Annotated in this window: 20 protein-coding genes; 11 read left to right on the top strand and 9 right to left on the bottom strand. The window is 62.9% G+C overall.

Features of this window, described 5'->3' with window-relative positions; all coding sequences use genetic code 11:
- The first annotated feature begins 215 nt into the window (after positions 1-215).
- From QMG46_RS06305 to QMG46_RS06325, 5 genes are all read left to right on the top strand, one after another.
- Positions 216-923, top strand: a complete 708-nt coding sequence (locus QMG46_RS06305; protein ID WP_281851637.1) for a TMEM175 family protein — start codon at positions 216-218, stop codon at positions 921-923.
- On the top strand, positions 920-1,600 hold the full coding sequence (gene bioD / locus QMG46_RS06310; protein WP_281851638.1) for a dethiobiotin synthase: 681 nt from the start codon (positions 920-922) through the stop codon (positions 1,598-1,600). The genes QMG46_RS06305 and bioD overlap by 4 nt, the downstream gene beginning before the upstream one ends.
- A 55-nt stretch (positions 1,601-1,655) precedes the next feature.
- The gene (locus QMG46_RS06315; RefSeq protein WP_281851639.1) at positions 1,656-2,000 is read left to right on the top strand and encodes a hypothetical protein; all 345 of its coding nucleotides are present in this window, start codon (positions 1,656-1,658) and stop codon (positions 1,998-2,000) included.
- 180 nt (positions 2,001-2,180) lie between these two features.
- Positions 2,181-4,367, top strand: coding sequence for a peptidyl-dipeptidase Dcp (gene dcp / locus QMG46_RS06320; RefSeq protein ID WP_281851640.1), 2,187 nt, complete (start codon positions 2,181-2,183; stop codon positions 4,365-4,367).
- Positions 4,368-4,614: 247 nt separating this feature from the next.
- The gene (locus QMG46_RS06325) at positions 4,615-6,660 is read left to right on the top strand and encodes an AAA family ATPase (RefSeq protein WP_281851641.1); all 2,046 of its coding nucleotides are present in this window, start codon (positions 4,615-4,617) and stop codon (positions 6,658-6,660) included.
- A gap of 105 nt (positions 6,661-6,765) precedes the next feature.
- Here the strand turns inward: QMG46_RS06325 and QMG46_RS06330 are convergent, their stop codons facing one another.
- From QMG46_RS06330 to QMG46_RS06345, 4 genes are read right to left on the bottom strand one after another with little or no spacing between them, the layout of a single operon-like run.
- Entirely contained in the window at positions 6,766-7,449 is a 684-nt protein-coding gene (locus QMG46_RS06330) for an HAD family hydrolase (RefSeq protein ID WP_281851642.1), read from the bottom strand.
- A 36-nt stretch (positions 7,450-7,485) separates the two neighbouring features.
- Positions 7,486-7,860, bottom strand: coding sequence for a hypothetical protein (locus QMG46_RS06335; protein WP_281851643.1), 375 nt, complete (start codon positions 7,858-7,860; stop codon positions 7,486-7,488).
- Between the two features lie 13 nt (positions 7,861-7,873).
- The gene (gene glk / locus QMG46_RS06340) at positions 7,874-8,896 is read right to left on the bottom strand and encodes a glucokinase (RefSeq protein ID WP_281851644.1); all 1,023 of its coding nucleotides are present in this window, start codon (positions 8,894-8,896) and stop codon (positions 7,874-7,876) included.
- A gap of 46 nt (positions 8,897-8,942) precedes the next feature.
- Complete coding sequence (locus QMG46_RS06345; RefSeq protein WP_281851645.1) at positions 8,943-10,292, bottom strand: GH1 family beta-glucosidase; 1,350 nt, start codon at positions 10,290-10,292, stop codon at positions 8,943-8,945.
- Between the two features lie 159 nt (positions 10,293-10,451).
- Between QMG46_RS06345 and ugpC the strand changes: the two genes are divergently transcribed.
- Entirely contained in the window at positions 10,452-11,546 is a 1,095-nt protein-coding gene (ugpC, locus tag QMG46_RS06350; RefSeq protein ID WP_281851646.1) for an ABC transporter ATP-binding protein, read from the top strand.
- Positions 11,547-11,672: 126 nt separating this feature from the next.
- Positions 11,673-12,014: a hypothetical protein gene (locus tag QMG46_RS06355; protein ID WP_281851647.1), complete on the top strand. Its 342-nt coding sequence runs from the start codon at positions 11,673-11,675 to the stop codon at positions 12,012-12,014.
- Between the two features lie 54 nt (positions 12,015-12,068).
- Here QMG46_RS06355 and QMG46_RS06360 read toward each other — a convergent pair whose 3' ends face one another.
- Positions 12,069-13,586, bottom strand: coding sequence for a S53 family peptidase (locus QMG46_RS06360; protein ID WP_281851648.1), 1,518 nt, complete (start codon positions 13,584-13,586; stop codon positions 12,069-12,071).
- 191 nt (positions 13,587-13,777) lie between these two features.
- Here QMG46_RS06360 and hemB point away from each other — a divergent pair, with 191 nt between their 5' ends.
- Entirely contained in the window at positions 13,778-14,770 is a 993-nt protein-coding gene (hemB, locus tag QMG46_RS06365; RefSeq protein WP_281851649.1) for a porphobilinogen synthase, read from the top strand.
- Between the two features lie 171 nt (positions 14,771-14,941).
- Here the strand turns inward: hemB and QMG46_RS06370 are convergent, their stop codons facing one another.
- Positions 14,942-15,511: a DUF4865 family protein gene (locus QMG46_RS06370; protein ID WP_281851650.1), complete on the bottom strand. Its 570-nt coding sequence runs from the start codon at positions 15,509-15,511 to the stop codon at positions 14,942-14,944.
- Entirely contained in the window at positions 15,508-15,906 is a 399-nt protein-coding gene (locus QMG46_RS06375) for a tautomerase family protein (RefSeq protein ID WP_281851652.1), read from the bottom strand. The genes QMG46_RS06370 and QMG46_RS06375 overlap by 4 nt, the downstream gene beginning before the upstream one ends.
- A 107-nt stretch (positions 15,907-16,013) precedes the next feature.
- Here QMG46_RS06375 and QMG46_RS06380 point away from each other — a divergent pair, with 107 nt between their 5' ends.
- Together QMG46_RS06380 and QMG46_RS06385 are read left to right on the top strand one after the other, a co-directional pair.
- A complete protein-coding gene (locus QMG46_RS06380) occupies positions 16,014-16,898 on the top strand; it encodes a LysR substrate-binding domain-containing protein (RefSeq protein ID WP_281851653.1) in 885 nt (294 codons plus the stop codon).
- A gap of 49 nt (positions 16,899-16,947) precedes the next feature.
- Positions 16,948-18,783 (top strand): monovalent cation:proton antiporter-2 (CPA2) family protein, encoded by a 1,836-nt coding sequence (locus QMG46_RS06385; RefSeq protein ID WP_281851654.1) that lies wholly within the window; start codon positions 16,948-16,950, stop codon positions 18,781-18,783.
- A 291-nt stretch (positions 18,784-19,074) separates the two neighbouring features.
- Here QMG46_RS06385 and QMG46_RS06390 read toward each other — a convergent pair whose 3' ends face one another.
- Entirely contained in the window at positions 19,075-22,548 is a 3,474-nt protein-coding gene (locus QMG46_RS06390) for an ankyrin repeat domain-containing protein (RefSeq protein WP_281851655.1), read from the bottom strand.
- Positions 22,549-22,616: 68 nt separating this feature from the next.
- Complete coding sequence (locus QMG46_RS06395) at positions 22,617-22,913, bottom strand: YcgL domain-containing protein (RefSeq protein ID WP_281851656.1); 297 nt, start codon at positions 22,911-22,913, stop codon at positions 22,617-22,619.
- Positions 22,914-23,204: 291 nt separating this feature from the next.
- Here QMG46_RS06395 and QMG46_RS06400 point away from each other — a divergent pair, with 291 nt between their 5' ends.
- Complete coding sequence (locus QMG46_RS06400) at positions 23,205-24,641, top strand: OmpP1/FadL family transporter (protein ID WP_281851657.1); 1,437 nt, start codon at positions 23,205-23,207, stop codon at positions 24,639-24,641.
- Positions 24,642-24,842: the final 201 nt, after the last annotated feature.

Consider the following 24,842-nt stretch of genomic DNA (forward strand, 5'->3'; position numbering starts at 1 on the left):
GCAAGAGTAAGAGCTGAGAGCACCCCCTCACCCCAGCCCTCTCCCCCGGCAGAGCCAGGGGAGAGGGGGCAGGTTACGCAAGAGCGAAACACCGAGGTCACCTCAGTCAAGCTCCCTCTCCCCTGGCTCTGCCGGGGGAGAGGGTTGGGGTGAGGGGGGGCTCTTGCCTCTTCGCGTAAACTCCTGCTCTTTAGGGGGGGGGCGCGAGAACCACTATGGACGAACAACAGCGCAAGCAACGAGCGGGCCTGATCGAGGCGCACCGTCTGGATGGGTTTTTCGATGCGGCGTTCGCCTTCGCGGTAAGCATCCTGGCGATCGCCGGCACCGAGGTGCCGCGCGACTTGCACGAGATGCTGCTGGCCTTGAACCGCATCCCTGCGTTCGCCTGCAGCTTCGCCACCATGCTGGTGTTCTGGTATCGCCATGTGCGCTGGCGCGAGCGTTGCCGCGTGCATGACACCACCAGCGTACAGATCAGCCTGATGCTGGTGTTCTTTGCACTGATTTTCGTCTACCCGCTCAACATGGTCTTCTCCGCCATGTTCAGCGCGGTCTACAACGGATTTACCGGCAGGCTGCTGCCCGATGCGCTGGTGATCGAGCAGGCCCACGACATGACCTTGCTCTATCTGTGCTACGGCTCGGCCTATGCGTGCATGGCCGGTTGCCTGGCTTTGCTCTACCGGCACAGCCTGCGGCATATGCACGATGCCTCGCGCGAGGAAATGATCGAGGCGCGCGAATCGTTGTATGTGCAGGTGGGTTCGATGGCCGTTGCGTTGCTTTCGGTGCTGGTGGCGTTGGTAGCACCTGATGGCCACTGGTGGAGCGCCCTTCCGGGTTGCATCTATTTCCTGCTTACGTTTGTCTATTCGTTGACCGGACGCTGGGCTCGACGCATGTTGGCTGCCGACGCATGAGCAGCGCCTGGTTTATCGCCGGTACCGATACCGGTGTCGGCAAGACGCATGCGAGCTGCACCTTGTTGCACGCATTGCAAAAAGCGCAACACCGCGCATGCGGGATGAAACCTGTTGCCAGCGGATGCGTTGAAACACCGAACGGATTGCGCAACGACGATGCGCTTGCGCTGATCGATGCGAGCAGCGTCCCGCACGCACCGTACGACACCATCAATCCGATCGCCTTGCGTGAGCCGCTGTCGCCACATCTGGCTGCGCTGCATGAGCACAAGCAGATCTCGCTGGATCCATTGCGCACGGCATTCGATCTGCTTTGCCGCGATCACGATGCCGTGGTCGTCGAGGGCGTCGGCGGCTGGCTGGTGCCCCTGGCGCCGGGGTTGTTCGCCTCGGATATCGCACGGACCTGGCAACTGCCGGTGATCCTGGTGGTGGGGCTCAGACTGGGCTGTCTCAATCATGCTTTGCTCAGCGCGCGGGCGATCGAGGCTGATGGCTGCCGGCTGGTCGGCTGGATCGGCAATCGCATCGATCCGTCGATGGCGGCAGTCGACGAAAACCTCACGACGTTGCGGGAACTATTGCCGGCACCATGCCTGGGGGTGCTGCCGTATGGCACGTCACCGGAGCAGGCGAGCGATGCGCTGGCCGACGCGATGGCTTTGCTATGCTGAGCGCCTGCCCGGACGCAGCCGCCCTATCGACTTCAACCTTTTGCAGGAGGCATTCATGTCGTCGCTCCATCATTACTTTCTTTCCATTGCCGACCTGGCTCACGCGCGTGGCAACGACCCGGATCTGAGCTACGACGGCGCAGGCCCCAACGATTTCGCTGCTGCACTGCAAGAAGCGTTGCGCAGCCCGGTCTTGTTCGAACGGTGGCGCGCCAAACAGGCCGAGCCCGATGAAGTCGACCCGAGCCTGGGTGCGACCGACGCCAATGCGAAGGTCACCGGCAAGGTGGCCGATCTCAAGACCGATGTCGAGGCGGTCACCAGCTTGCCAATGAGCATCGTGCGCCACCGCCTGAATCTTCTGATCGGACCGGCCTGGCAGCTGCGCGACATGCGCTGAGCCGCAAGCCAGGTCGATCATGTGCGGCCGCGTCCACCCGCGGCCGTTTTCATGTCGAAATGCTCGGCCATGCATGGCTTGTGGGTCTTGGAATAAGAGACCGGCTGTGGTTAGAGTCGAGAACTATCTTGTTCCAGTCGCGCCGGGCAGGCGCGGCACCTTTTCACCCGGGGAGCCCCAATGTTACGTCTTCGTTTGCTCGTCATCGCCACTTCTCTTGCGCTCGGCGCCTGCTCGCAGCAGTCCCAGGATGCCTCCAAGTCCGCACAACAGCCGGCCGCTCCGAGTTCCGCCGCGGCAGCGCCGGCGGCTGCCGCATCCATTTCAAGCAATCCTTTCTATGCCGCCAGCACGCTGCCTTATCAGGCGCCGCCGTTCGACAAGATCAAGGAATCCGATTACGAGCCGGCGATCGAAGAGGGCATGAAGCAGCATCTGGCCGAGATCGAAAAGATCGCCAATAATCCGGAACCGCCGACGTTCGACAACACGATCGTCGCGATGGAAAAGACCGGCGCGATGCTGACCCGTGTGTTGCGGGCATTCGATACCGTCACCGGTGCCAACACCAGCGATCTGCTGCAGAAAGTGCAGGAAGAGGAAGCGCCCAAGCTCTCCGAGCACCAGGACGCCATCACGCTCAACGGCAAACTGTTCGCGCGTATCGAGGCGATCTACAACCAGCGCGACGCCTTGAAGCTCGATCCCGAATCGCTGCGCCTGGTCGAAGTGACCTACAAGAACTTCGTGCGTGGCGGCGCCAAGCTGTCCGACGCCGACAAGGCCAAGCTGAAGGATCTCAATAAGGAAGAATCCTCGCTGAGCGCCCAGTTCTCCAACAAGCTGCTGGCCGCCACCAAGGACGCGGCCTTGGTGGTGGATGACAAATCCAAGCTGGCGGGCCTCTCCGACGCTGAAATCACGGCCGCCCAAAGCGCAGCCAAGGATCGCAAGCTCGACGGTAAATACGTCGTCGTGCTGCAGAACACCACGCAGCAGCCGGCGCTGCAGGATTTGAGCGATCGCGATACGCGCGAATCGTTGTTCAAGGCATCGTGGGGGCGTACGGAGAAGAACGACGCCAATGACACGCGCGACATGATCGAGCGCATCGCACAGATCCGCGCGCAGCAGGCCCAACTGCTCGGCTACCCGAACTATGCTTCGTGGAAGCTCGAAGACCAGATGGCGAAGAAACCCGAGGCGGCGATCAAGTTCATGCAGGACCTGGTGCCTGCGGCCACCGCGCGCGCGCAGACCGAGGCGAAGGACGTCCAGTCGGTCATCGATGCGCAGAAGGGTGGCTTCAAGGTCGCCGCGTGGGACTGGGAGCACTACGCCGAGCAGGTGCGCAAGGCCCGGTACGATCTGGATGAAAGCCAGATCAAGCCGTATTTCGAGCTGGATAACGTGCTGCAGAACGGCGTGTTCTATGCGGCCAACCAGCTTTACGGCCTGACCTTCAAGGAACGCAAGGACATCCCGGTGTGGCAGCCGGACGTGCGCGTATTCGAAGTGTTCGACGCCAATGGTCAGTCGATGGCGCTGTTCTATTGCGATTACTTCAAGCGCGACAACAAGGGCGGCGGCGCCTGGATGAGCAACCTGGTCGATCAGTCCAAGCTGCTGGGTAACAAGCCTGTCGTGTACAACGTGGCCAACTTCACCAAGCCCGCCGACGGCCAGCCGGCGTTGCTGTCGTTCGACGACGTGATCACCATGTTCCACGAGTTTGGTCACGCCCTGCACGGCATGTCTGCCGACTCGCAGTACCCCTCGTTGTCGGGCACCAGCACTGCGCGCGACTTTGTCGAGTTCCCGTCGCAGTTCAACGAGCATTGGGCAACCGACCCGAAGGTGTTCGCCAACTTCGCCAAGAACTACAAGACCGGCGAACCGATGCCGCAGGCGTTGGTCGACAAGATCAAGAAGGCCGGCAACTTCAACAAGGGCTACGACATGACCGAACTGGTCGCCGCTGCCCTGCTCGACATGGATTGGCATTCGCTCGGTGCCGATGCGCCGAAACAGGATGCCGACAAGTTCGAAAGCGATTCGCTGAAGAAGAACAAGATCGACCTCAGCTATGTGCCGCCGCGTTACCGTTCGAGCTACTTCCAGCACATCTGGGGCAACGGCTATGCGGCCGGTTACTACGCCTATCTGTGGACGCAGATGCTCGCCGACGACAGCTTCGAATGGTTCAAGGAGCACGGCGGCCTGACCCGCGAGAACGGCGATCGCTTCCGCAAGATGGTCTTGTCGCAAGGCAATACCCAGGACCTGAGCACGATGTACCGCACGTGGCGCGGCAAGGACCCGAGCGTGGAGCCGATGCTGATCGATCGTGGCCTGAAGCAGAAATAAGCCTTCAGCCCTGTAGCAAAAAAGCCGGCGTTGCCGGCTTTTTTGTTTTCGGTGGACACTTGCACGCGCAGCTTTGCCCCGCTAGAGTGCGCGCACTTTACTACCCAGCCTAAGGGGCTGCCGTCATGCGTGTCATCAATCACTCGAGGCTTTTCACCGCGTCCTGAGGGACGTTTGCATCGCACAGGACCGTCCTGTCGCGTTGTCGTGAACCTTTGTCTTTGGCGCTCGTTGCGCTGGTGAAATGATGAATACGTCTACACGGAATCTGCGTGCCGGATGGGCACGCCTATGGTTGCTGCGTCTGTATAGCGCTCGCCTCGATGCGAGTGCGAACGATGACGGCGCGCTCTTTACTTTGATTTACCAGGGGCTGCGTCGCCTGCGCGTGCGTCGCTGTGCGGAAGAACGCGACGCCTTGCGTGCCAAGGTGGCGGCGATGCTCGATCGAAACGATAGCCGGCCGGCTACCCGGGCAGGGCAGCACCCGTTGTTCGCCGATCTCGCCCGCGTGTTTTCGCTCGATGCGGATGCGCTGCTGGTATTTGCATTTTTCTGCGCGGTCCATGGCGACGACATGCTCGGAGCCGCTGCGCGTGACGAGAAACGCTACCCGTCCAATCGCGCGGGCATCCTGCGCCTGCTGGGCGATGCGCTGGGGTTGCCGCAGGACCGGCTGCGCCGCAGTTTGCGCGTGAAGGGTCCGCTGCTGTCCAGTGGACTCATCTCGATCTACCACGGCAACTACGGTGGGGCGGCCGACTGTGTCGAGCTCGGCGATGGCGTTCTCGCCGCCGTGAGCGACGATGCGAACGATGCGTCGGCCTATCTCGAACAGCTCTTTGAATTGGCAGGTCCTGGCGAGTTGACGCTGACCGACTATGCGCACGTTCAAGCGGACGTTGAACGGATTCGAGCCTGCCTCGATACGTTGCCTGATGATGGCAAGGCAGCGAATGTCTTGTTGTATGGGCCGCCAGGCACTGGCAAGACCCAGCTGGCGAGGACGCTTGCCGGGGCTTTGGGTCGTACGCTCTATCTCGTGCGCACCGCCGACAGCCAGGGCGATCCGATCGAAGGACGCAGTCGACTGAAGGCATACGAAGCGGCTCAGCGCGCGCTGGCGGCGAACCGGCGGGCTTTGCTGCTGTTCGATGAAATCGAGGACGTCCTGGGGTCATCGGAGAGCGGCTGGGGCGGCGCGGTCAATTACAAGAGCTGGCTCAATCGGCAGCTGGAGATGTCTCGCGTTCCCTGTATCTGGATCGGTAATGGTCTGGGAAGGATGGATGATTCCCAGCTGCGTCGTTTCGACGTGGTGCTGGAACTGACGCCACCGACGCGCAGCACCCGACGAGCGATGCTGCAACATCGATTGCAGGACTGGAATATCGCCCCTTCGCTGCTGGACGACATCGCATCGAACGATGCCTTTGCGCCCGCGCACTACGATCGTGCCGCGCGTATGCTCGATCGAATGCGACACGTGGAGGGCGTGGACGCAGAGCGCATCTTGCGCGATTCGCTCAACGAAATCCTGCAGTCGCGCGGGTTGCCAGCACTTGGACGGAGTCGTCGCTCGGTGAGGTTCGACACCGCGCTGTTACGTACCGATCAGCCGATTGCCCCCGTGCTCGATTTATTGCAACGGCAGCCGAGCGGACGACTTTGCCTGTATGGGCCGCCGGGCACCGGCAAGACGGCACTGGCTGCGCATATTGCCGAGCGTCTGGATCGGCCTTTGTTGAAGCGTCGTGCCGCGGATCTGCTCGGTCCCTATATCGGTCAGACCGAGCAGGCCATCGCACGGATGTTTCGTGAGGCCGAACGCGAGGGCGCGGTGCTTTGTCTCGACGAAGCCGATGGCTTTCTGCGTGATCGGCAAGGTGCGCAGCGCAGTTGGGAGGTCACCCAAGTCAACGAATTGCTGACCCGACTGGAAGACTTCGAGGGCATCTTCGTGGCGTCTACCAATTTGATGGACAGCTTGGACGCGGCCGCGCTGCGGCGCTTCGATTTCAAGCTGCGCTTCGAGTGGCTGGATCTGCAGCAGCGCAGGCATCTGCTTGAACACTATGTGCAGCGTTTCGATTTGAAACGGGACATGGAGGAACCCGAACGCATGCGTGAGCTCGGCCTGCTCGATTGCCTCGCGCCCGGCGACTTTGCTGCGCTCAGTCGGCGACTCGAAGCGAATGCCGGCTGTGGCGAACGCGAACTTCTGCAGTGGCTGCGCGGCGAGCAGGCGCTGAAGCCGGGCGTCAGGTCTTCGCGGATCGGTTTTGTTGCGTGAGTTTGAGAGTGTCGCGACTGAAGGGAACCTCTAAGAACCCTTCCGATTCGTCATCCCGGCCTGCGCCGGGATGACGAGCAGGAGGTTCGTCGAGATTCTCGGGCGTCAGCTACGCGCCGCTACTTCATCAATATGCTTGAGCAGATCGGCCGGGTCCTCATAGACGCGAAACGCCCCTGCGCTTTCCAACTCCTGTTGCCCGTAGCCGCCCGATAACACGCCCACGCCGAGCGCACGGCAGCGCTGCGCGGCGAGCATGTCCCAGATGCTGTCGCCGATCACCAGCGATTTCTGGATGTCGATGCCCAGACGCTCCGCCGCCGTGATGAAGAGATCGGGATCGGGCTTGGCATGGCGTACCTGATCGCGCGTCACCACCGGTACCTTGTCCGGATCGACGCCCAATATGTCGAGGTTGTGCTTTGCCGTTTCCATGCGCCCGCTGGTGGCGATCGCCCAGGGAATTTCCTGTTCGGTGAGGTATTGGAGCAGCTCGCGTGCACCGGGTAGCGGGCGCACGTCATCGTGCATGGCCTGGCGCTGGTAGGCTTCGGCGTGCCATTGGCGCAAGCGCGCGAGCCGCTCTTCGGTAATTTCCAACCCGGTCTCGCGCAGCAGGATGTTGGTGAACAGGCCGCCGCTCATGCCGATCTTGCGATGGATGCGCCATACCGAAAGTTCGACACCTTCCTTGTCCAGCGCTTCTTTCCACGCCAGTACGTGCTGATAGACGCTATCGATCAAGGTGCCGTCGAGATCGAACAGAAAGGCCGTGTTGGCGCGCGACATGCGTTTCTCCAAGAAGGAATGCGAGGGGCGGCTAGTTTACGAAAGGCCGCCGTCTTTCCATGCGTAATACATGCCCTGACTGAACAGGTGCGTGATGTTCTTGTTGTCCGCCCATGGGTAGCGCGCCTTGAACAGCGGCTCGAAATCGCGGATGTGGGTGTGGTTGCCGGCGGTCATGGCCAATTGATAGACCGTGTCGTGGCCGAACTTCATCGCCTCCTGGCAGAGGCGATTGAATTCATCGAGTTCGGCTTGCGCAAGTTGCGGGTAGCGCAGGCGCAAGCGCGGCTGGATCGGCTTCAACCAGTTCTCGCCCCATTCCATCGCCAGGGCGAGACCTGCGTTCAGTTGCTCCGCCCGAAGCATTTCCGGGTCGATCTGGACTTGCCGCTTGCGCCAGAAGCGGAGCACCTGCGTACCTCGATCAACGACGCCGTTCGGCGAGGATGGGGCGTCCTGATTCGATCACGGCCAGCGCAGCGGCACCGATCAGGCCTGGCTCGGGATTCATGATCGCCTGCGTCGGGACCTTCTCCATGATGTCGCGGAAACGGCCCTTGGCTTCGAAGCGTTCGCGGAAATGTCCACGTCCCAGCCACGGCAGCAGGATCGGGATCAGGCCGCCGGTGAGATACACGCCGTCCCATGCGCCGAGCGTCAGCACCAGGTCGCCGGCGACGCTGCCGAAGATGCCGGCAAACGTTTCGACCGTGCGCACGCAGATCGGGTCGCTGTTGTTGTTGGCACGTTCGGTGATGTCTTCGGGCAGCAGGTCGTCCGGCTTCTGGCCGGCGATGGCGCAGATCGCGTCATACAGATTGACCAGGCCCTGGCCACAGATCAGGCGTTCATTCGACACGCGGCCGAACTTGCCATTGAGATACTTGAGGATATCGATGTCTTCGGGGCTATGCGCGGCAAAGCCGGCGTGGCCGCCTTCGGTCTGCAACACACTGCAGTGACCGTCGCGCACCAACAGGCCGCCGACGCCCAGGCCGGTACCGGGGCCGACCACACAGAAGGTCTGTTCCTGATGTGCGCCGATATCGGGCAGGGCGAGCTTGCCCACTGGCACCAGGTCGTTCTGCTTGAGCAGGATCACCGCCATGCTTTGCGCGGCGAAATCGTTGACCAGATGCACCCAGTCCATCTTCAGTTCGTCGGACAACTTGTGCGCCGCGATGGACCAGGGGTTGTTGGTGATCTTGACGGTTTCGCCGTCGCTGATGCGGCCGGCCGCGGCGATGACCGCGTTTTTCGCGGTCAGGCCGGTGTCGCTGTGGTACTGGCGGATCGCTTCGGCGAGCGAGCCGAAGTCCTTCACGCGATAACGACGAACGGTATCGTGCAGCAACGGGTCCGATTGCGTGCAATCGGCCAGGCCAAAACGGACATTGGTGCCGCCGAGGTCGGCGAGAAGGGTGTGACTGCTAGCGGAAGAACTCATGAAAAATCCTGGCAGAGCGGGTCACGCAAGCCTCTTTCGGTCCGAATCAGTCATCCAGCACCGCGCCGTTGCTTTCGATCACCTTGGCATAAAGTTTCGCCGTCGCCTTGGGCGTACGTTTTTGCGTGGCGAAATCCACATGGTACAGGCCGAAGCGTTTAGAAAACCCCAACGACCATTCGAGATTATCCAGCAATGACCAGGCGTAGTAACCCTTCAGATTGACGCCGGCATCGATGGCTTTGCGCAAGGCCTTCAAATGCTTGCGTAAATAGTTTGTGCGCAGCGGGTCGTCCAGCACCTCGGCCTCGGCCACCGGCGGGTCATAGAAGGCCGAACCGTTCTCGGTGATGTACATCGGGATATCGCCGTAGCGGCTCTTGAACCAGGTCAACGTATCGGTCAGGCCCTGCTCGAATACTTCCCAGCCGGTCTCGGTGTAGGTCTTGTTGGGCTGGCGTACCGGCGTCGCCTTGAGCGGGTACTGGTTCGGGTCGTGCTTAACCACGGCGCGGGTGTAGTAATTGATGCCGACGAAATCGACCTTCTGCTGGGTCAGCTTGAAATCGTCCTCCGGGAAATCCGGCCAAGCCTCGCCGAAGATTTCCTTGAGCTCGGGCGGGTAGCTGCCCAGCAGCGCCGGGTCGGCGAACTGCTCATTCATATAGGCGTGCGCGCGTCGCGTGGCGGCCAGATCTTCGGCGCTCTGCGAATGCGGGTACTTTGGCTCAATGTTGAACACCACGCCGATCTCGTGCTTGCCGTGTGCGCGATAGGCCTGGATGCCGGCACCGCTGGCGCGCATCAGATTGTGCGCTGCAATAGGCGCTTCGTATTTGCTGCGATGACCCGGTGCGAGCGCGCCGTGCAGGTAGCCGCCATCGGTGACCACCCAGGGTTCGTTGAGCGTGGACCAGCGCTGCACGCGGCCGTCCAGCGCCTTGAACATCACTTCGGCGTACTCGGCAAACCAGTGCGCGACATCGCGGTTGAGCCAGCCGCCGCGGTCATCGAGCGCCGCCGGCAGGTCCCAGTGGAACAGGGTGACATTCGGTGCGATGCCGTTGGCGAGCAGCTCGTCGACCAGGCGTGAATAGAAATCCAGGCCCTTCTGATTGATGCGGCCGGTGCCTTCGGGCAGCACGCGCGCCCAGTTAACGCTCAGGCGGTAGCCCTTCAGGCCCAGCGCCTTCATCAACTGCACGTCGTCCTTGTAGCGGTTGTAGTGGTCGCAAGCGATGTCGCCGGTGTCGCCGCCGACCATCATCCCGGGGGTATGGGCGAAGCGCTCCCAGATGCTCGGGCCGGCGCCATCGGCCAGCGGCGAGCCTTCGATCTGATAGGCGGACGTGGCGGCGCCCCAAAGGAAGCCGTCGGGAAAGCGGTAGCTGCTCATGACGTTAAGGCTCTCGATGCCGCATCGCGGCTTGATGTAAACGATTACATTGCGAGAATATCCGAATATTCCCCACTTGTGCAGCCATTTGGCGCATCGTGGGCCGGTTTTATCCCATCCCGCAGGCTTAGGCGCCCGGCCAGGCCAGGAGATACATGCATGGCCAGTGTTCGTCTCGACAAGCTGCGCAAGGTCTATCCCAACGGCCATGTCGGGGTAGCCGATGCCAGCTTCGAGATTGCCGACGGCGAGTTGCTGGTGCTGGTGGGTCCCTCCGGCTGCGGCAAGACTACCTTGCTACGGATGATTGCGGGCCTGGAAACCATCAGTGGCGGTACGCTGAGTATCGGCGACCGTGTCGTGAACGAGGTGGCACCGAAGGATCGGGACATCGCGATGGTGTTTCAGAACTACGCGCTCTATCCGCATATGACCGTGGCCGAGAACCTCGGCTTTGGCCTCAAGCTGCGCAAGCAGGATCCGGCCGAGATCGATCGCCGTGTACGCGAGGCGGCCGCGATTCTGGAGCTGGAGCAGCGGCTCGACTCGCGCCCGGCCGCCTTGTCGGGTGGACAGCGTCAGCGCGTGGCGCTGGGCCGTGCCTTGGTGCGCAATCCGAAAGTCTTCTTGCTCGACGAGCCGTTGTCGAACCTGGATGCCAAGCTGCGTTTGTCGATGCGGGTGGAGATCGCCCGCCTGCATCGCCAGCTCAAGGCAACCATGATCTACGTGACGCACGACCAGATCGAAGCCATGACCCTGGGCCAGCGCATCGTGGTGTTGAACGGCGGCGTGATCCAGCAGATCGATACGCCGATGAACCTCTACGACCGCCCGGCCAATCTGTTCGTGGCCGGCTTCCTTGGCAGCCCGGCGATGAATCTGTTGCACGGCACGTTGCGCCGTGAAAACGGCTGGACGTTGCAGGCCGCGCAAGGCGTGTTGGCGCTTGGCGAACTGGCGCAAGGCGCGGCGCTCGACGCCTGGCAGGGACGGGAGGTCGTGCTCGGCCTGCGCCCCGAAGACCTGATACCGCAGAAAGACGCCGCCGGCGCCCTGTTCAGTGCGCAGCTGGAAGTGGTCGAGCCGGTGGGCAATGAGATGTTCCTCAACCTGCGTTACGGCGACCAGGCGGTGGTCTCGCGCACGCCGTCGCGCGAGCTGCCCGAGCGCGGCAGCACGCTGCATTTCGGGTTTCATCCGGAACGGTTGCATTTCTTCGATGCCGGCAACGGCGAGCGCATCAAAAGCTGACTCCCTGCCTGAACGAATCCCGGAGTCTCTCGATGGCGCAGTCAACGCCCTTGGTGACGCCACGTTCTTGCGATGGAACGGCACGCGCGGGGTGCGCTGCCGTCCATCCACCTTTGGAGAACTCTCATGAAGTCGATTCGTCGTCTTATTGCGGCTGCGTTCGTCGTGTCCACGGCTGTCGCTTCCGTTGCGATGGCGCAGACCGCCGATGTTCCCGGGCATCCGCGCGTCAACGAGGTCAATCAGCGCATTGACAACCAGCAGAATCGCATCAGCAACGGTGTCGCCAACGGCACGATGAATGGCAAGCAGGCGGCCCGCGATGAAACGCGCGATGCGAACATCGCCCAGCGTGCGAGTGCCGACGAGGCCAAGCACAACGGTCATTTGACCAAGAAGGAAACGCGCAACCTCAATCGCGCGGAAAACCGGAACAGCCGCGATATCCGTCGCCAGAAAGCGCACTGATCGCGTAACGAACCGATGGCCGCGGCGGGGCGCCGCGGCCGTCGTGTTGCGTGCTCAGGCTTGCTTCTGCAGGCCCTGCAATGCCGTCAACAGTTTCGTGCCGTTGGGGCTGCCCCAACCGGTGCAGGCATCCCAGCCTTTGGACGCCTTGAAGTCGCCATTGTTGCCCGACGTGATGTCATGAAACGCGGCAGTACCGATCTGATAGATCGCCGCATGCACATCACCGAGCGGGCTTCCCAGCGATTGGTTGCAACGCGCAATCAGCGCCGCCCATAGCGGCGCTACCGCGCTGGTGCCACCGATCACGGTGTCCTGGCCATCGACGCGTACCGCATAGCCGCTGGCTGGATCGGCATCGCCTGCTACATCGGGAACGCCACGGCCATTCGTGCCGGCGGGCAGGGTGATGCCGCTCTGCCAATCGGGCTTGGCGACCTGTGCGCTGACGCCACCGCCGGTAGCGCCGTTGTTCGAGGCGGTTTCGTTCCAGACTGTTTCGCTCTTGATCGTCGTGCCGCTGGCTTGCAGACGCGTGCCGCCGCAGGCGAGCACATACTGGCTGGATGCGGGGAAATCGACATGCGGCTGATTGTCGGTCACGCCGTCGCTGGAACCGTCGTCGCCTGCGGCGGCGATGACGGTAACGCCCAATGCCACGGCGTCTTCGAGCGCGCTCTGCATCGCATCGAACGACTGCGTGCTCCAGTTATTTTCGGGACCGCCCCAGCTGATCGACATGACCGAGGGCTGGTTAGTCGTGTCGTGCGCGGCCTGCGAAATGGCTTCGTAGAAACCCTGGTCGGTATTGGGCGCAAAGTAGACGGCGATCTTTGCACTGTTCGCCAAGGCGCCGGCCACTTCGATATCGAGCAATACCTCCGCATCCGCGTCGCCGCCTGGTTGATTGCTCCCGCCGGAGACCGCCACATCGACGACGGTCGGAGTCGTCAACTGCAACGACGAAAAATACGTACTGAGATCGTCGCTCTGATAACCGCCGCCGAGCTCGATCAAGGCAATCGTCTGGCCGCTGCCGTCCGTGCCATCGGGGTACTGATAGAGCTGACCGACTTGCAGCGGCGTGAACGACTGCGACGCCGGCTGTTTGGCCCGGCGAAAATGAGGTTTGGCGACCGGGCGCTGATCGAGGCCGAGCACCGCGATGACATGCGGCCCCAATGCCTGGCTCGGCTGCGGCGCATGCTGGCAACCGGTAAATTGCCGGCCGTCGGGGGTTTCATAACGTCCCAGTTCCACGCCGAAGGCTTTCTGCAGCGCGGATATGCTGCCACGCAGGCGCATCGAGCGGCGATGCATCTGGCAATCGGTTTCCTGCAGACCGTGGTCGCGCGCAAAACCGCGCAGATGCTCGACATCCGCAGGGTCCGCGCCGAAACGTTCGCCAAAGCTGGTGCGCGATGGGGCATGTCTGGTTGGCCACTGCGCGGGCTCCGGCGGCGTACCGCGGCGTCGCAGCACGACGGTGACTTCCATCGTGTCGTCCGTGCCATGCGGGCCGAGGTAGCGGGCGGTTTGTGGGAAGGTCGAAGAGGTGGGCGAGGCAGACATGAAGCAACACTCCGTGGGGGCGGGTTCTTGAGGTTGCGCCCGCTCGTGTTGCATGGACGTGTTAGCCGGATCGGGCGTTTAGGCGGATGTCATTTTCTGCGTGAAAACCTGCGATGCGACGCGATGTCCTGCGCCAGTCCTTACGGCCCAGGCGTAGAATGGCCCGCTTGTGTATCGCTGAGGCCGTTGCCATGACTTTCCCCGCTGTCCGCATGCGCCGTATGCGCCGCGATGCGTTCTCCCGTGCCTTGATGCGCGAAACGACATTGACGAGCGCCGACCTGATCATGGTCGCGTTCGTGATCGAGGGCGAAGGGCAGCGCGAGGCGGTGCCGTCGATGCCGGGTGTGGACCGCCTGTCGATCGACGAGTTATTGAAACTCGCCGGTGAATGCGTGCGGCTGGGCATTCCGGCGCTGGCCCTGTTTCCGTCGCCCGGCGCGTCGGTAAAGAGCGAGGATGCGAGCGAGGCCTGGAACCCCGATGGCCTGATGCAGCGTGCAACGCGTGCACTGAAGGCGACGTACCCCGAGCTCGGCCTGATCGGTGATGTCGCGCTTGATCCGTATACGACACACGGTCAGGACGGTCTGATCGACGAGGACGGCTATGTGATGAACGAGCCGACCGTCGAAGCTTTGATCAAGATGTCGCTGGCGCAGGCCGAGGCCGGCATGGATTTCGTCGCGCCGTCGGACATGATGGACGGCCGGATCGGCTCGATTCGCGATGCGCTGGAAGACGCCGGTCATATCCATACGCGCATTCTCGCGTACTCGGCCAAGTACGCATCCGCGTTCTATGGTCCGTTTCGCGATGCGGTCGGCTCGGCCGCGAATCTGGGCAAGGGCAACAAGCACACTTACCAGATGGATATCGGCAACAGCGATGAAGCCTTGCGCGAAGTCGAGCTCGATATCAGCGAAGGCGCCGACGCGGTGATGGTGAAGCCGGGCCTGCCGTATCTGGACATTCTACGCCGTGTGAAAGATACCTTCGGCGTACCGACCTTCGTCTACCAGGTGAGCGGCGAATACGCGATGCTCAAGGCAGCCATACAGAATGGGTGGCTGGAAGAGCGTGCGGTGGTGCTCGAGTCGCTGACGGCGATGAAGCGTGCCGGTGCCGATGCGATTCTTACTTATTTTGCGATCGATGCTGCGCGGTGGTTGCGCGGCGAGTAAAGGCCTCTCCTGCTCGTCATTCCGGCGAAGGCCGGAATCCACTCCTCAGCGCACATGCTTATCGAATGTTGCCTGACAAGCGATAACTGAGGAATGGATCCCGGCCTTCGCCGGGATGACGATAGGAGGGACTGAGGTTATTCGAGTTTCCCTTTCGTTACCCACAGGTGTTCATACTTGCGCAGCGGCCGCCGGCACCGACATATGCCCCACCGCATACACCTGTTGAGCCGGATTCGGCGGCAACTCGTTCCACAAGCGAAACCGGACCATCGTCCAGCTCCCCGGCTCATAAGCACTCACCGCAGCCAAGGCACCATGCGCCGTGTCGTGCAATGCACGGTCCCGCTCAATCTGGCGCAATGCCTCAAGATCGGCGTATGGCGCAATCGGCAGCAGTTCGCGCGTTGCGCACACAGCATCGCGCATCTCCGGCTTGAGGCTCGCCTGCCACACCGGCCACAACCGAATCGACGGACGCCCAAACGCATCGCATAGCGCGGCAAATCCAGGCCCGGCGAGGAACGCGTTCATGCCTTTCTCGTTACGCCACAGGTAGAACGGCGCATAGAGGTTCTCCTGCGAGGGCAAACGTTCGTCCCCGCGCGTCGCACTCAGATACGCTTTGAATGCCAGATGGGGGAAGTCGTCGGTCATCCCACCTTTCTCGGCGATTCGACGGCGGATGATTGCCATGTCGTAGTCGGCCGGAAAGGTGAAGCTGTATTGCATGGCGATCATTGCATCGCTTCCGCCGCGGTGATCCCGGCCCGACCGCCGCCAAAGGACCAGTCTTCCGACGCGGTCGTATGCACGACCACCATCACGTCCTCCGGATCGATGCCCGGACCCTCCGCCAGCAATTGAGTCAGGCGGCGATAGAACTGGCGCTTGGTGTCGGCATCGCGCGGACGGCCGACGGTAATCGCGATATGCACGAAATCGTCCGAGCGCGGTCCGCCGAGATAATCGCGGTCGTAGAAGAACTCGCCCGGTTCCAACTGGTGAATCATCTGGAAGCGATCGTTGGCCGGGGTGTTGAACGCCTCGTTCATAGCGCGGTAGAGATTGTCAGCGAGCGAGCGCAAATAGTCGGGGGACTTGCCCTTGTGAAGCGTGATGCGTGCGTACGGCATGACATGAACTCCTTAAGGTGACTTGACGAAATGCAGGCTACAGCGGCAGGATGGTCCTGAAAATCGGGAAATTTAGAAGTAATAATCCACTTTTTTGGTATTAATCCATGCGCCGCATCCATTTCGACCTCGATGTGCTGCGCACCTTCGTTGCCGGCGTGGAGCTCAACAGCTTCGCCAAGGCAGCGGACCGCCTGGGTCGCTCGACCTCGGCGGTCAGTGCGCAGTTGAAGAAGCTGGAGGATCAGGTCGGCACGCCCATATTGCGCCGCCAGGGCCGCGGCATGGCGCTGACCGAGACCGGGGAGACGATGCTGGCCTATGCGCGGCGCCTGCTCGAGCTCAACGACGAGGCGGCCACGGCTTTGCATGGCGCCGAGCTCGAAGGCTGGGTGCGCCTTGGGTTGCAGGAGGATTTCGGCGAATCGCTGCTGGCGGACGTGCTGGGCCGGTTTGCACGGGCGCATCCGAAGGTGCGGATCGAGGCGCGTATCGCGCGCAATCGCGAACTGCTCGAGCGCATCGACAAAGGCCAGCTCGATCTGGCGCTGGCCTGGGACGCGAACTCCAGCACGCCTTACCAGGAACGCATCACCGAGCTGCCGATGCGCTGGATTGGGCCGGCCCATGGCGCGTTCCATTGGCAACCCGGCGAGCCGGTGCCTCTGGTGTCTCTGGATGCGCCCTGCCTGATGCGTACGGCGGCGACCACGGCGCTGGACCGTGCCGGCATACCCTGGCGTATCGCCTTCACCAGCGCGAGCCTTGCCGGCATCTGGGCCGCAGTCGCTGCGGGCCTGGGTATTGGCATGCGTACCGAAGCGGGCTTGCCGGGACTGGTCGGCGTGATGACACATACCGCATTGCCGGATTTACCCATGCTCGGCCTGTTTCTGCATCGCGCCAACGCCGAGCCATCACCGGCAGTAGCACGACTGGATGACATCTTGCGGCAGGCCTTGGCGCCGCTGTCGCGCATCGCAAAGACGTAGGCGGATCCATGCGCTGCGTGGAATAATCGCGAGAACTTAAGGAGCGCGCTTGGACAGTCATCATTTCCTGCAAACCGCGCTGGTCTTCCTGCTGGCGACGGTCATTGCGGTACCGCTGACGAAGCGGTTTCGGCTCGGTTCCGTGCTCGGCTATCTGGTCGCCGGCGTGGTCATCGGTCCGCAATTGCTCGGCTTGATATCCGATACCGGCGGCGTCGCGACGATCTCCGAGTTCGGCGTGGTGCTGATGCTGTTCGTGATCGGCCTGGAGTTGTCGCCGCAGCGCTTGTGGGTGATGCGTCGTTCGGTCTTCGGCACCGGCATGCTGCAGGTGCTGGCGACCAGCCTGGTGATCTCCCTGATCGGCTATTACTTCTTTGGCCTGACGACGAAGGGCGCAGCCATCATCGGCGGCAGCCTTGCGCTGTCGTCGACCGCGTTCGGACTGCAGATTCTCGCCGAGCGCAAGGAAGCCGGCTCGGCCTATGGGCGCCAGGCGTTCGCGATCCTGTTGTTCCAGGATCTGGCCGCGATTCCGCTGATTGCCGCCATCCCGTTGCTTGCGAGCGCGAAGCATGGCTTTGACATAGCGGCCAGTGCGCGCACGGTGTTCGGCATTCTGGCGGTGGTGGTAGGTGGGCGCTATCTGTTGCGGCCAGTGTTCCGTTTCGTTGCGCGCGCCAACGCCGTGGAAGTATCGACCGCGACGGCGCTGCTGGTCGTGATGGGCACGGCATGGCTGATGGAACTGGTCGGCGTGTCGTCGACGCTTGGCGCTTTCCTTGCCGGTGTGCTGCTGGCCGACTCGGAATACCGCCACGAGCTCGAATCGCATATCGAACCCTTCAAGGGTCTGCTGCTGGGCCTGTTCTTTATCAGCGTAGGCATGTCGATGGACGTGGCCGTGCTGCTGAGCAAGCCGTACACCGTCGCCGCGTTGGTGGTGGCATTGCTGGTGCTCAAAGGTGCGCTGCTGTGGCCGCTGGGCCGCATTGTTGGCGGGCTCAACCGCGCCGATGCCCTGCGTCTGGCGGTGCTGCTGGCCTGCGGCGGCGAATTCGCCTTCGTGGTGCTCAAGCAAGCCCAGGAGGCGATGCTGATCACCGCGCAGCAGCAAAGCATGCTGGTGCTGGTGATCACCCTGTCGATGGCGCTGACGCCGATCCTGGTAGTCGTGGCAGCCAAGTTGCTCGGCGCAGTGGCGGAAAAGAAACCCACGCGCGAATACGACGAGATCACCGCCGATGCGCCGCGCGTGATCATTGCCGGCTTTGGCCGCGTCGGCCAGATCGTCGGCCGCGTCCTGCGCGCGCAGCGCATTCCGTTCGTGGCGCTGGAGTCGTCGGTCGAACAGATGGATACGCTGAGCCGCTTCAACAACACCTCGTTGTTCTTCGGCGACCCCGGCCGCGCCGACCTGCTGCGCGCGGCGCAGGCGGACAAAGCCGAAGTGTTCGTACTGGCTACCGACGATCCGGACGCAAACCTGCGCATCGCGCGCCTCGTGCGCCGGCAATATCCGCATCTGAAAATCATCGCGCGCGCCCGCAACCGCCAGCATGCCTTCCGCCTGATGGATCTGGGCGTGGAGATGCCGGTACGCGAGACGTTCTATTCCAGCCTCAAGATGACACGCATGACCCTGGAAAGCCTGGGGCTTTCCAGTGAGCTGGCGACCGACCGCGTCGATCGCTTCCGCGAACACGATATCCGCTTGCTGAAAGCCCAATACCTCGTCTACGACGACGATGTACGCCTGACGCAGACCTCGCGCGAAGCGTTGAACGATCTGATGCACATCTTCGACGCCGACGACGACCCCGTCGCCGAGCAGGAGCGCGAGACCTCGACGCCGTCGACGGAGTTGAGTGAGGAAGAGGAGTAGCTCAAGAGCGGGGAGTGAGTGAAGAGGAGTGAGGAGTGAGTAAGAGCGCACGTCCCCACATTTCACACCACCCCACCTATTTGTCATTCCGGCCTACGCCGGAATGACAAAGTAGGAGAGGCTGCGTAAGCGGCCAGATCGCCCGAACACCCAGGCAAGAACCAAACACTGGCGCCACTGGGTTCCGGCCTACGCCGGAATGACGAAGTAGGTGGGGCTGCGTAAGCGGCTAGGTCGCCGAAGCACACAGGCAAGAACCAAGCCGCCACGAAACAAACTTCAAATCGAGCGTTACTCAGGCTGCGCCGGCTGCCTCAACGTCTGCCGCACACTAGGAATCACCCCGCCCGCGCGCACCGCCAACTCATGCGCAATATCCACATACCCCAACTGCCGAGCCACATCGGCCGACGTCCGCCCAAACGCATCAGCCGCAGCACGATCCGCACCACGCGCCAGCAACACTCGAGCAGGCGGCAACAACGCATGCATCGCACAAGCATGCAGCGCAGTAACACCACGCTGGTCAGCATGTTCGAGGTTGGCGCCGGCATCGAGCAACACCGGCACCAAAGCACCAATATGCGTCGCATCGTAATCGCTACCCGGCCGCATATGCGCACCAAGCAACAGCAGTAGCGGCGTCTTGCCCTCGCCATCCGCGCGATCGATTTGTGCGCCACGCTTCAACAGCGCATCGAACAAACGACGCGCTCGCAAGCTGTCGTTATGCTCAAACCCGAACTGCGCCGCAGCATGCAGTGCGCTATGTCCGCGCGAGTCGACCGCATTGACGTCGGCTCCGCCATCGAGCAACTGCTCGACGATATCCGGATAACCCATCGCGGCGGCCACCATCAACGCCGTCGCATCGCCGGGCAGGCGCTGATCGACTGCAACACCACGCTCCAGCAACAGACTGATCAGAGCTTCACGACGCGCACCCACGGCAGCGGCAAGCGGCGTCATACCGTTGTTGGCCGTCGCGGAAATATCGGCACCCGCATCGAGCAGGCGCGCCGCGACATCGCGATATCCCGCACCACACGCATGCAACAAGGCGCTCGCACCCTGGCGGTCGCGCGTATCGGCGGCAAAGCCGAGTTCGAGCAGGCGTTCAACCGCGGCCAGCGCACCGATCGCAGCAGCCGCAGGGAGATCGTCGGCGCGTAGTGGACGGCGAGGACGCGACCACTCGCCCCAGTTCAACCAACGCTCGATTTCGCCGTGATCCAGCGCAAGCCCGAGCGGCGTTTCGCCGTTGGCGTCGGCAATTTCAGGGTCGGCACCATGGGCGACCAATGCGCGCACCAGTGGCAGCGCGTTCTCGCCGTTTTCCAGCGCGGCAAACAGTGGCGTGCGGCCGGACTGATCGCGCGGATTGGGGTTGCAGCCGCGATCGAGCAGCGTCTGCAGAATGGCAAGCTGACCGTTTGCGGCAGCCAGATGCATCGGCGTGCGATCGCGCACGTCCGAGCCAAACGGATCGGCGCCGCCTGACAACATCGACTGCAACAGTGCGATGCCCTGCGGATGGTTGTCGGTGATGCGTTGCAAAGCCTGACCGAACAGGCCGGTGCCGGCAGGGCTGGCTCCGGCTTGCATCAGGTCTTCGACGGCTTCGATCGATCCGGGCAACTGCTGCAGCAAGGCATCGAACAGCCGTCGCCCCAGCGTCGGCAACGTGCCTTGCTGGCCTTCGGCAGTTTCGGCGTCGTCGATCAGCTGCGGTTGCAGGCGTGCTTCGGCCTGCAACGCATGCTCGAGCAGCCAGCGTCGTGCCGAGCTCAGACCCGGTGCGGAAAGATCCAGGTAGAGCTGCGCCAACTGACCTTGCGGCCATTCGCGCACGCGCTGGTTAAAGGTGGACACGATGGCCCAATGCCCGAAGCGCAGGGCATCGAGCAGGTGAGCGGGAGTGTCGGCGCCTTCGGGCAGCACGTCGACGCTGAGGCTGGCAGGCAGCGGTGTATCCGGGTCGAGCAGGGCGACCAGGTCCCAGCGGCCGGCAGCGGCTGCATGATCGAGTGCACTGCGCCCGTCGCTGCCCGGGGCCTTCGCTTCCGCGCCAAGCGCAAGCAGGGCGCGAACGGTTTCGGCCTGGGCATGCGGCGACTGACAGGCGAGCGTGAGCGCATCGCGGCCGTGGTTGTCGCGGACGCGTGCGTCAGGCTGTGCTTCGGCAATGACCTGCACAATGTCGACCGAGCCGGCGCGCGCGGCTTCCATCAACGCGGTACTGCCATGGCGGTCGGCCAGCGAGACATCCGCATTGGCCGTGCGCAGGACGCGTACGATCTGTTCGTGGCCTTCCGCGGCGGCGGTCATCAGTGCGCTGCGATGGCGTGCGTCGACGGCGTTGATGGCGGCACGATGCTTGAGCAGCAGCTTGACGCCTTCCACGTCGTCATCGGCGATGCCTGCGGCAGCGACCAGCGCGGGCTCGCCATCGGCCGGCGTGGGCTTGGCGCCGCGTTCAAGCAGAAATTTCGCCAGCGGCCAGTTCGCTGCGCGGCATGCTGCAGCCAATGGGCTGATGCCGCTGCGATTGAGCGCGTTGATCGGCGCCTCGGCGTCGAGCAGCATCGCGGCGACCATGGGTTCTTCGCTCAGCACGGCGCCATGCAGCGGCGTGTTGCCGTCCGTATCGGTGGCTAGCGGGTTGGCGCCGTTGGCGAGCAGGGTCATCACCGCCTCGGAGCGGCCATGCCAGCTGTCGCGCGTCGCGGCCAGCAAGGGCGTCAGGCCGCCGCTGCTGCGATTGACGTCGGCACCCTTGCTGATCAGTGCGCGCAGCAGGCGCGTATCGGGCAATAGCGCCGCAAGCATCAGCACGGGGCGTTGATCGCGGTCGCCTGGCAGCGGCGCGGTGTTCGGATCGGCGCCGGCCTCGACCAGGGCAATGGCGCGTTCGATATCGCCGTCACGGGTGGCGGCAAGCAAGGCCCGTTGTTGTTCGGGTGTGCCGGCCGTGCGTTCCTGCTCGCTCAGCTGCGGCGGTGCCGTCGGTTTGGCCGGTGCCGTGCGGACACGTGGCGCTTCCACGTCTTCGGTCGGTCGGCGCACTGGCTTGCGCCCTTCGCACAGCAACGCGCGCAAGGTGCGGTTGGCGATGATCAGACAGCACAGCGGCAGCAGCACCACGCCATACAGCGCCAACGCGCTGATGCGCAGCTCCGCCGGCAGGATGCCGTAGAGACCGGTGAGAGTGATGGCAACGAATGCCGAGGCCAGCAGGGCCAGCGCGGCGGGGAGGTAGTGGGTGAAGAAGCGTTCTTCGCGCGACAGGTGACGACCAAAGGCAATGCTGCGTGCGGTGGCGGTGAAAATCCACGAACCGTCGCTCTTGGCGGGATAAGCGTCATCCCAGACGAAGACCAGGCCAAACGCCGGCCACATACGCCAAAGCGCCCCCAGCGCCACCACCAGCGCTGCGGCCAGCATCAATGCGGCCCCCAGGCCGTGTCCCTGGCTCAGCTGCAGCATCGGCCAGGCGATCAGCAGGAATACCAGCGCCACGTAGCCGGTAAACATCACCAGGTGGGCCGCGCCGCGACGTATCACCGTGCGCAGGAAGCGCGGTTCCGGGTCGAAGCCGATGGCATGGCAGACAGCTGCCATGGTCAGCGCATTGGCGGCCAGTAACGGGATCAACGCCAGCGGATGCGCGCCGATGGCGGCGATGGCGACGAAGATCAGGCCGGGAATGAACCAGGCGAGCGACTGGAGTAATGGAGGTGGGCGACGCGTTTTGGGTTGTGGCATGAGGTCGGCAGTATAGGAATCGTCGAAGCAGCAGGCGGTAATCCTGTGTTAACAGGGCGAAGACGAGGTCATTCCTCGCTATCGTCCTGACGAGGCGTGCTTCGATAGGCAAGATGGTTGGAAGTGGCCAGGGTTTCCTTGGGCGGCAATTGCAGATGCCAGCCCTGGTCACGTAGATGCGCGAGGATTTGCTGCGCGTCTTCCTGCGGCAGCTGCCGCTCGCCGCTCAGTTCCACTTCGAGTACCAGGCGCAGATCGCCCAGCAGCAGGATGAGCGACTCGGGGAGCGACGAGAAATCGTCGCGTCGCGGCAGCCACAGATAGGAGTCGGCCTTGCGCTGGCTGGCGTAGACGAAACAGTGCATGGCAACCACCTGAGTCAGCGGCAATCGATGACGCGAAGCGTCGCGCGGACAATCAAGCGTAACAGTCTGCGAACGCGATGGACACCGCAAGTCCCAACTTCGGTCATCGACCATCAATCCACGGGAAGTACCGGCTACAGGCCCCCATTTGCTGCGCCCGCACTTGCAAGGCCGGGGTTGAGCCGGCAGAGTGCGCGCGAGGGGTCTCAAACGCGCGTATGAAAATAGATGACGCGGCCAGCCCCCTTACTGTGTCCCGAGCCGGATCAACAATAAGCAGGAGCAATGCAGATGTCTTTCCAATCGTTCTCACGGGCGTCGCGCCCGTTTGCGCTGGCCGCGCTGAGTTTGGCCATTATTGGCGCCCTCGCCGCGCCAGGCGGCGCCCACGCTAGCGCTTTCCAGTTGAAGGAAGACAGCGCCAAATCGATGGGACGCGCCTATGCCGGTTCGGCCACCGCCGGCGGCGACGCCTCGGTGATCGCCAATGCCCCGGCCGCCATGGCCGACCTCAAGGGTACCTATTTCCAGGCCGACATCACGGCGGTCAATTTCAGCGCCAAGTTCTCCGGTTCGGCCCATGATGCGCTGGGTCGTCCAATCAGCGGCGGCAACGGCGGCGACGCCGGTACCACGCTGCCGATCCCGGCGTTCTTTGCCTCCACCCAGCTGGGTGATCGTTGGCACATCGGCCTGGCCGGCACCGTGCCGTTCGGCTTCCAGACCGAGTACGACAACAACTGGATCGGTCGCTACAACGCGCTCAAGTCCAAGTTCGCCTCGTACGACGTGACGCTGTCGGCGTCGTATAGCGTTACCGACGACTTCTCGATCGGTGCCAGCGCCATTGCGCAGAAGACCACCGCCGAACTGACCTCCGCGGTCAACTACAACGCCGTGGGCCTGGGCCTGGTGCAGCAGGCCGCTCAGGCCGGTGCCATCAGTCCGCAGCAGGCGGCCGCGCTGGGTCAACAGGTGGGTTTGATCGTGCCTCCGGGTTCGGATGGCACCGCACGCATCAAGGGTGACGACTGGGCCTATGGCTGGCAGCTGGGCGCTTATTGGAAGCTCACCCCGAATGACCGCTTCAGCCTGAACTACCGTTCGAAGATCTCGCACACCCTGGAAGGCACCGGCAACTTCACCGTGCCGACCAATGTGCAGGCGCTGCTGAGCAGCCCGACCGTGGCACCGCTGCTGGCGGGCCTGGGCGGCGTGCCGTTCACGCACACCGACGGTACCGCACCGTTCACTACGCCGGCCGTGGCGTCCTTCAGCTACTGGCACCAGGAAGGGAAGTTCGGCCTGGGTATGGATCTGGCTTGGACCAAGTGGGACGTGTTCAAGAACCTGACGGTGACCTACTCGAACCCGGCGCAGCCGCCGACAGTCGAGCCGTTCAACTGGCGCAACACGTGGTACGCATCGATCGGTGGCGAGTACTACGTCAACGATCGCCTGACCCTGCGTGCCGGTATCGGCCTCGACACCACGCCGACCTACAACGAAACCCGCGACGCACGCGTGCCCGATTCGACCCGCAAGCTGCTGTCGTTCGGTATCGGCTACAAGGCGACCGAGAACTTCGAGATCAACGCCTCGTACATGCACATCTTCGTCAACAATGCGCATATCGACGGCGCGCCGAGCTCGACCGGCGACACGCTGACCGGCAATTTCGACGACTACGGCAACACGCTGGGTCTGTCGGCGCAGTACCACTTCTAATCGGCCTGCGCGTCGATCGGAACAGAAACCTCCTCGCGAAAGCGAGGAGGTTTTTTTATGCCCGGATGTTGCGGTCGCGACGGGAGGAAGCCTCGAATAACCTCAGATTTTTCTATCGTCATCCCGGCGCAGGCCGGGACCCAGTGGCATCAGTTTTTAGTTTTCGCGATATAGCTGACTTTTGCAGAATTTCGCGATAAG

Origin of the sequence: Dyella sp. GSA-30 (assembly GCF_027924605.1) — a bacterium.
GTDB lineage: Bacteria > Pseudomonadota > Gammaproteobacteria > Xanthomonadales > Rhodanobacteraceae > GSA-30.

Bases quoted from the DNA above. Each gene is read 5' to 3' on its own strand.
- QMG46_RS06305 (WP_281851637.1), top strand. From the start codon at position 216: ATGGACGAACAACAGCGCAAGCAACGAGCGGGCCTGATCGAGGCGCAC.
- bioD (WP_281851638.1), top strand. From the start codon at position 920: ATGAGCAGCGCCTGGTTTATCGCCGGTACCGATACCGGTGTCGGCAAG.
- QMG46_RS06315 (WP_281851639.1), top strand. From the start codon at position 1,656: ATGTCGTCGCTCCATCATTACTTTCTTTCCATTGCCGACCTGGCTCAC.
- dcp (WP_281851640.1), top strand. From the start codon at position 2,181: ATGTTACGTCTTCGTTTGCTCGTCATCGCCACTTCTCTTGCGCTCGGC.
- QMG46_RS06325 (WP_281851641.1), top strand. From the start codon at position 4,615: ATGAATACGTCTACACGGAATCTGCGTGCCGGATGGGCACGCCTATGG.
- QMG46_RS06330 (WP_281851642.1), bottom strand. From the start codon at position 7,449: ATGTCGCGCGCCAACACGGCCTTTCTGTTCGATCTCGACGGCACCTTG.
- glk (WP_281851644.1), bottom strand. From the start codon at position 8,896: ATGAGTTCTTCCGCTAGCAGTCACACCCTTCTCGCCGACCTCGGCGGC.
- QMG46_RS06345 (WP_281851645.1), bottom strand. From the start codon at position 10,292: ATGAGCAGCTACCGCTTTCCCGACGGCTTCCTTTGGGGCGCCGCCACG.
- ugpC (WP_281851646.1), top strand. From the start codon at position 10,452: ATGGCCAGTGTTCGTCTCGACAAGCTGCGCAAGGTCTATCCCAACGGC.
- QMG46_RS06355 (WP_281851647.1), top strand. From the start codon at position 11,673: ATGAAGTCGATTCGTCGTCTTATTGCGGCTGCGTTCGTCGTGTCCACG.
- QMG46_RS06360 (WP_281851648.1), bottom strand. From the start codon at position 13,586: ATGTCTGCCTCGCCCACCTCTTCGACCTTCCCACAAACCGCCCGCTAC.
- hemB (WP_281851649.1), top strand. From the start codon at position 13,778: ATGACTTTCCCCGCTGTCCGCATGCGCCGTATGCGCCGCGATGCGTTC.
- QMG46_RS06370 (WP_281851650.1), bottom strand. From the start codon at position 15,511: ATGATCGCCATGCAATACAGCTTCACCTTTCCGGCCGACTACGACATG.
- QMG46_RS06375 (WP_281851652.1), bottom strand. From the start codon at position 15,906: ATGCCGTACGCACGCATCACGCTTCACAAGGGCAAGTCCCCCGACTAT.
- QMG46_RS06380 (WP_281851653.1), top strand. From the start codon at position 16,014: ATGCGCCGCATCCATTTCGACCTCGATGTGCTGCGCACCTTCGTTGCC.
- QMG46_RS06390 (WP_281851655.1), bottom strand. From the start codon at position 22,548: ATGCCACAACCCAAAACGCGTCGCCCACCTCCATTACTCCAGTCGCTC.
- QMG46_RS06395 (WP_281851656.1), bottom strand. From the start codon at position 22,913: ATGCACTGTTTCGTCTACGCCAGCCAGCGCAAGGCCGACTCCTATCTG.
- QMG46_RS06400 (WP_281851657.1), top strand. From the start codon at position 23,205: ATGTCTTTCCAATCGTTCTCACGGGCGTCGCGCCCGTTTGCGCTGGCC.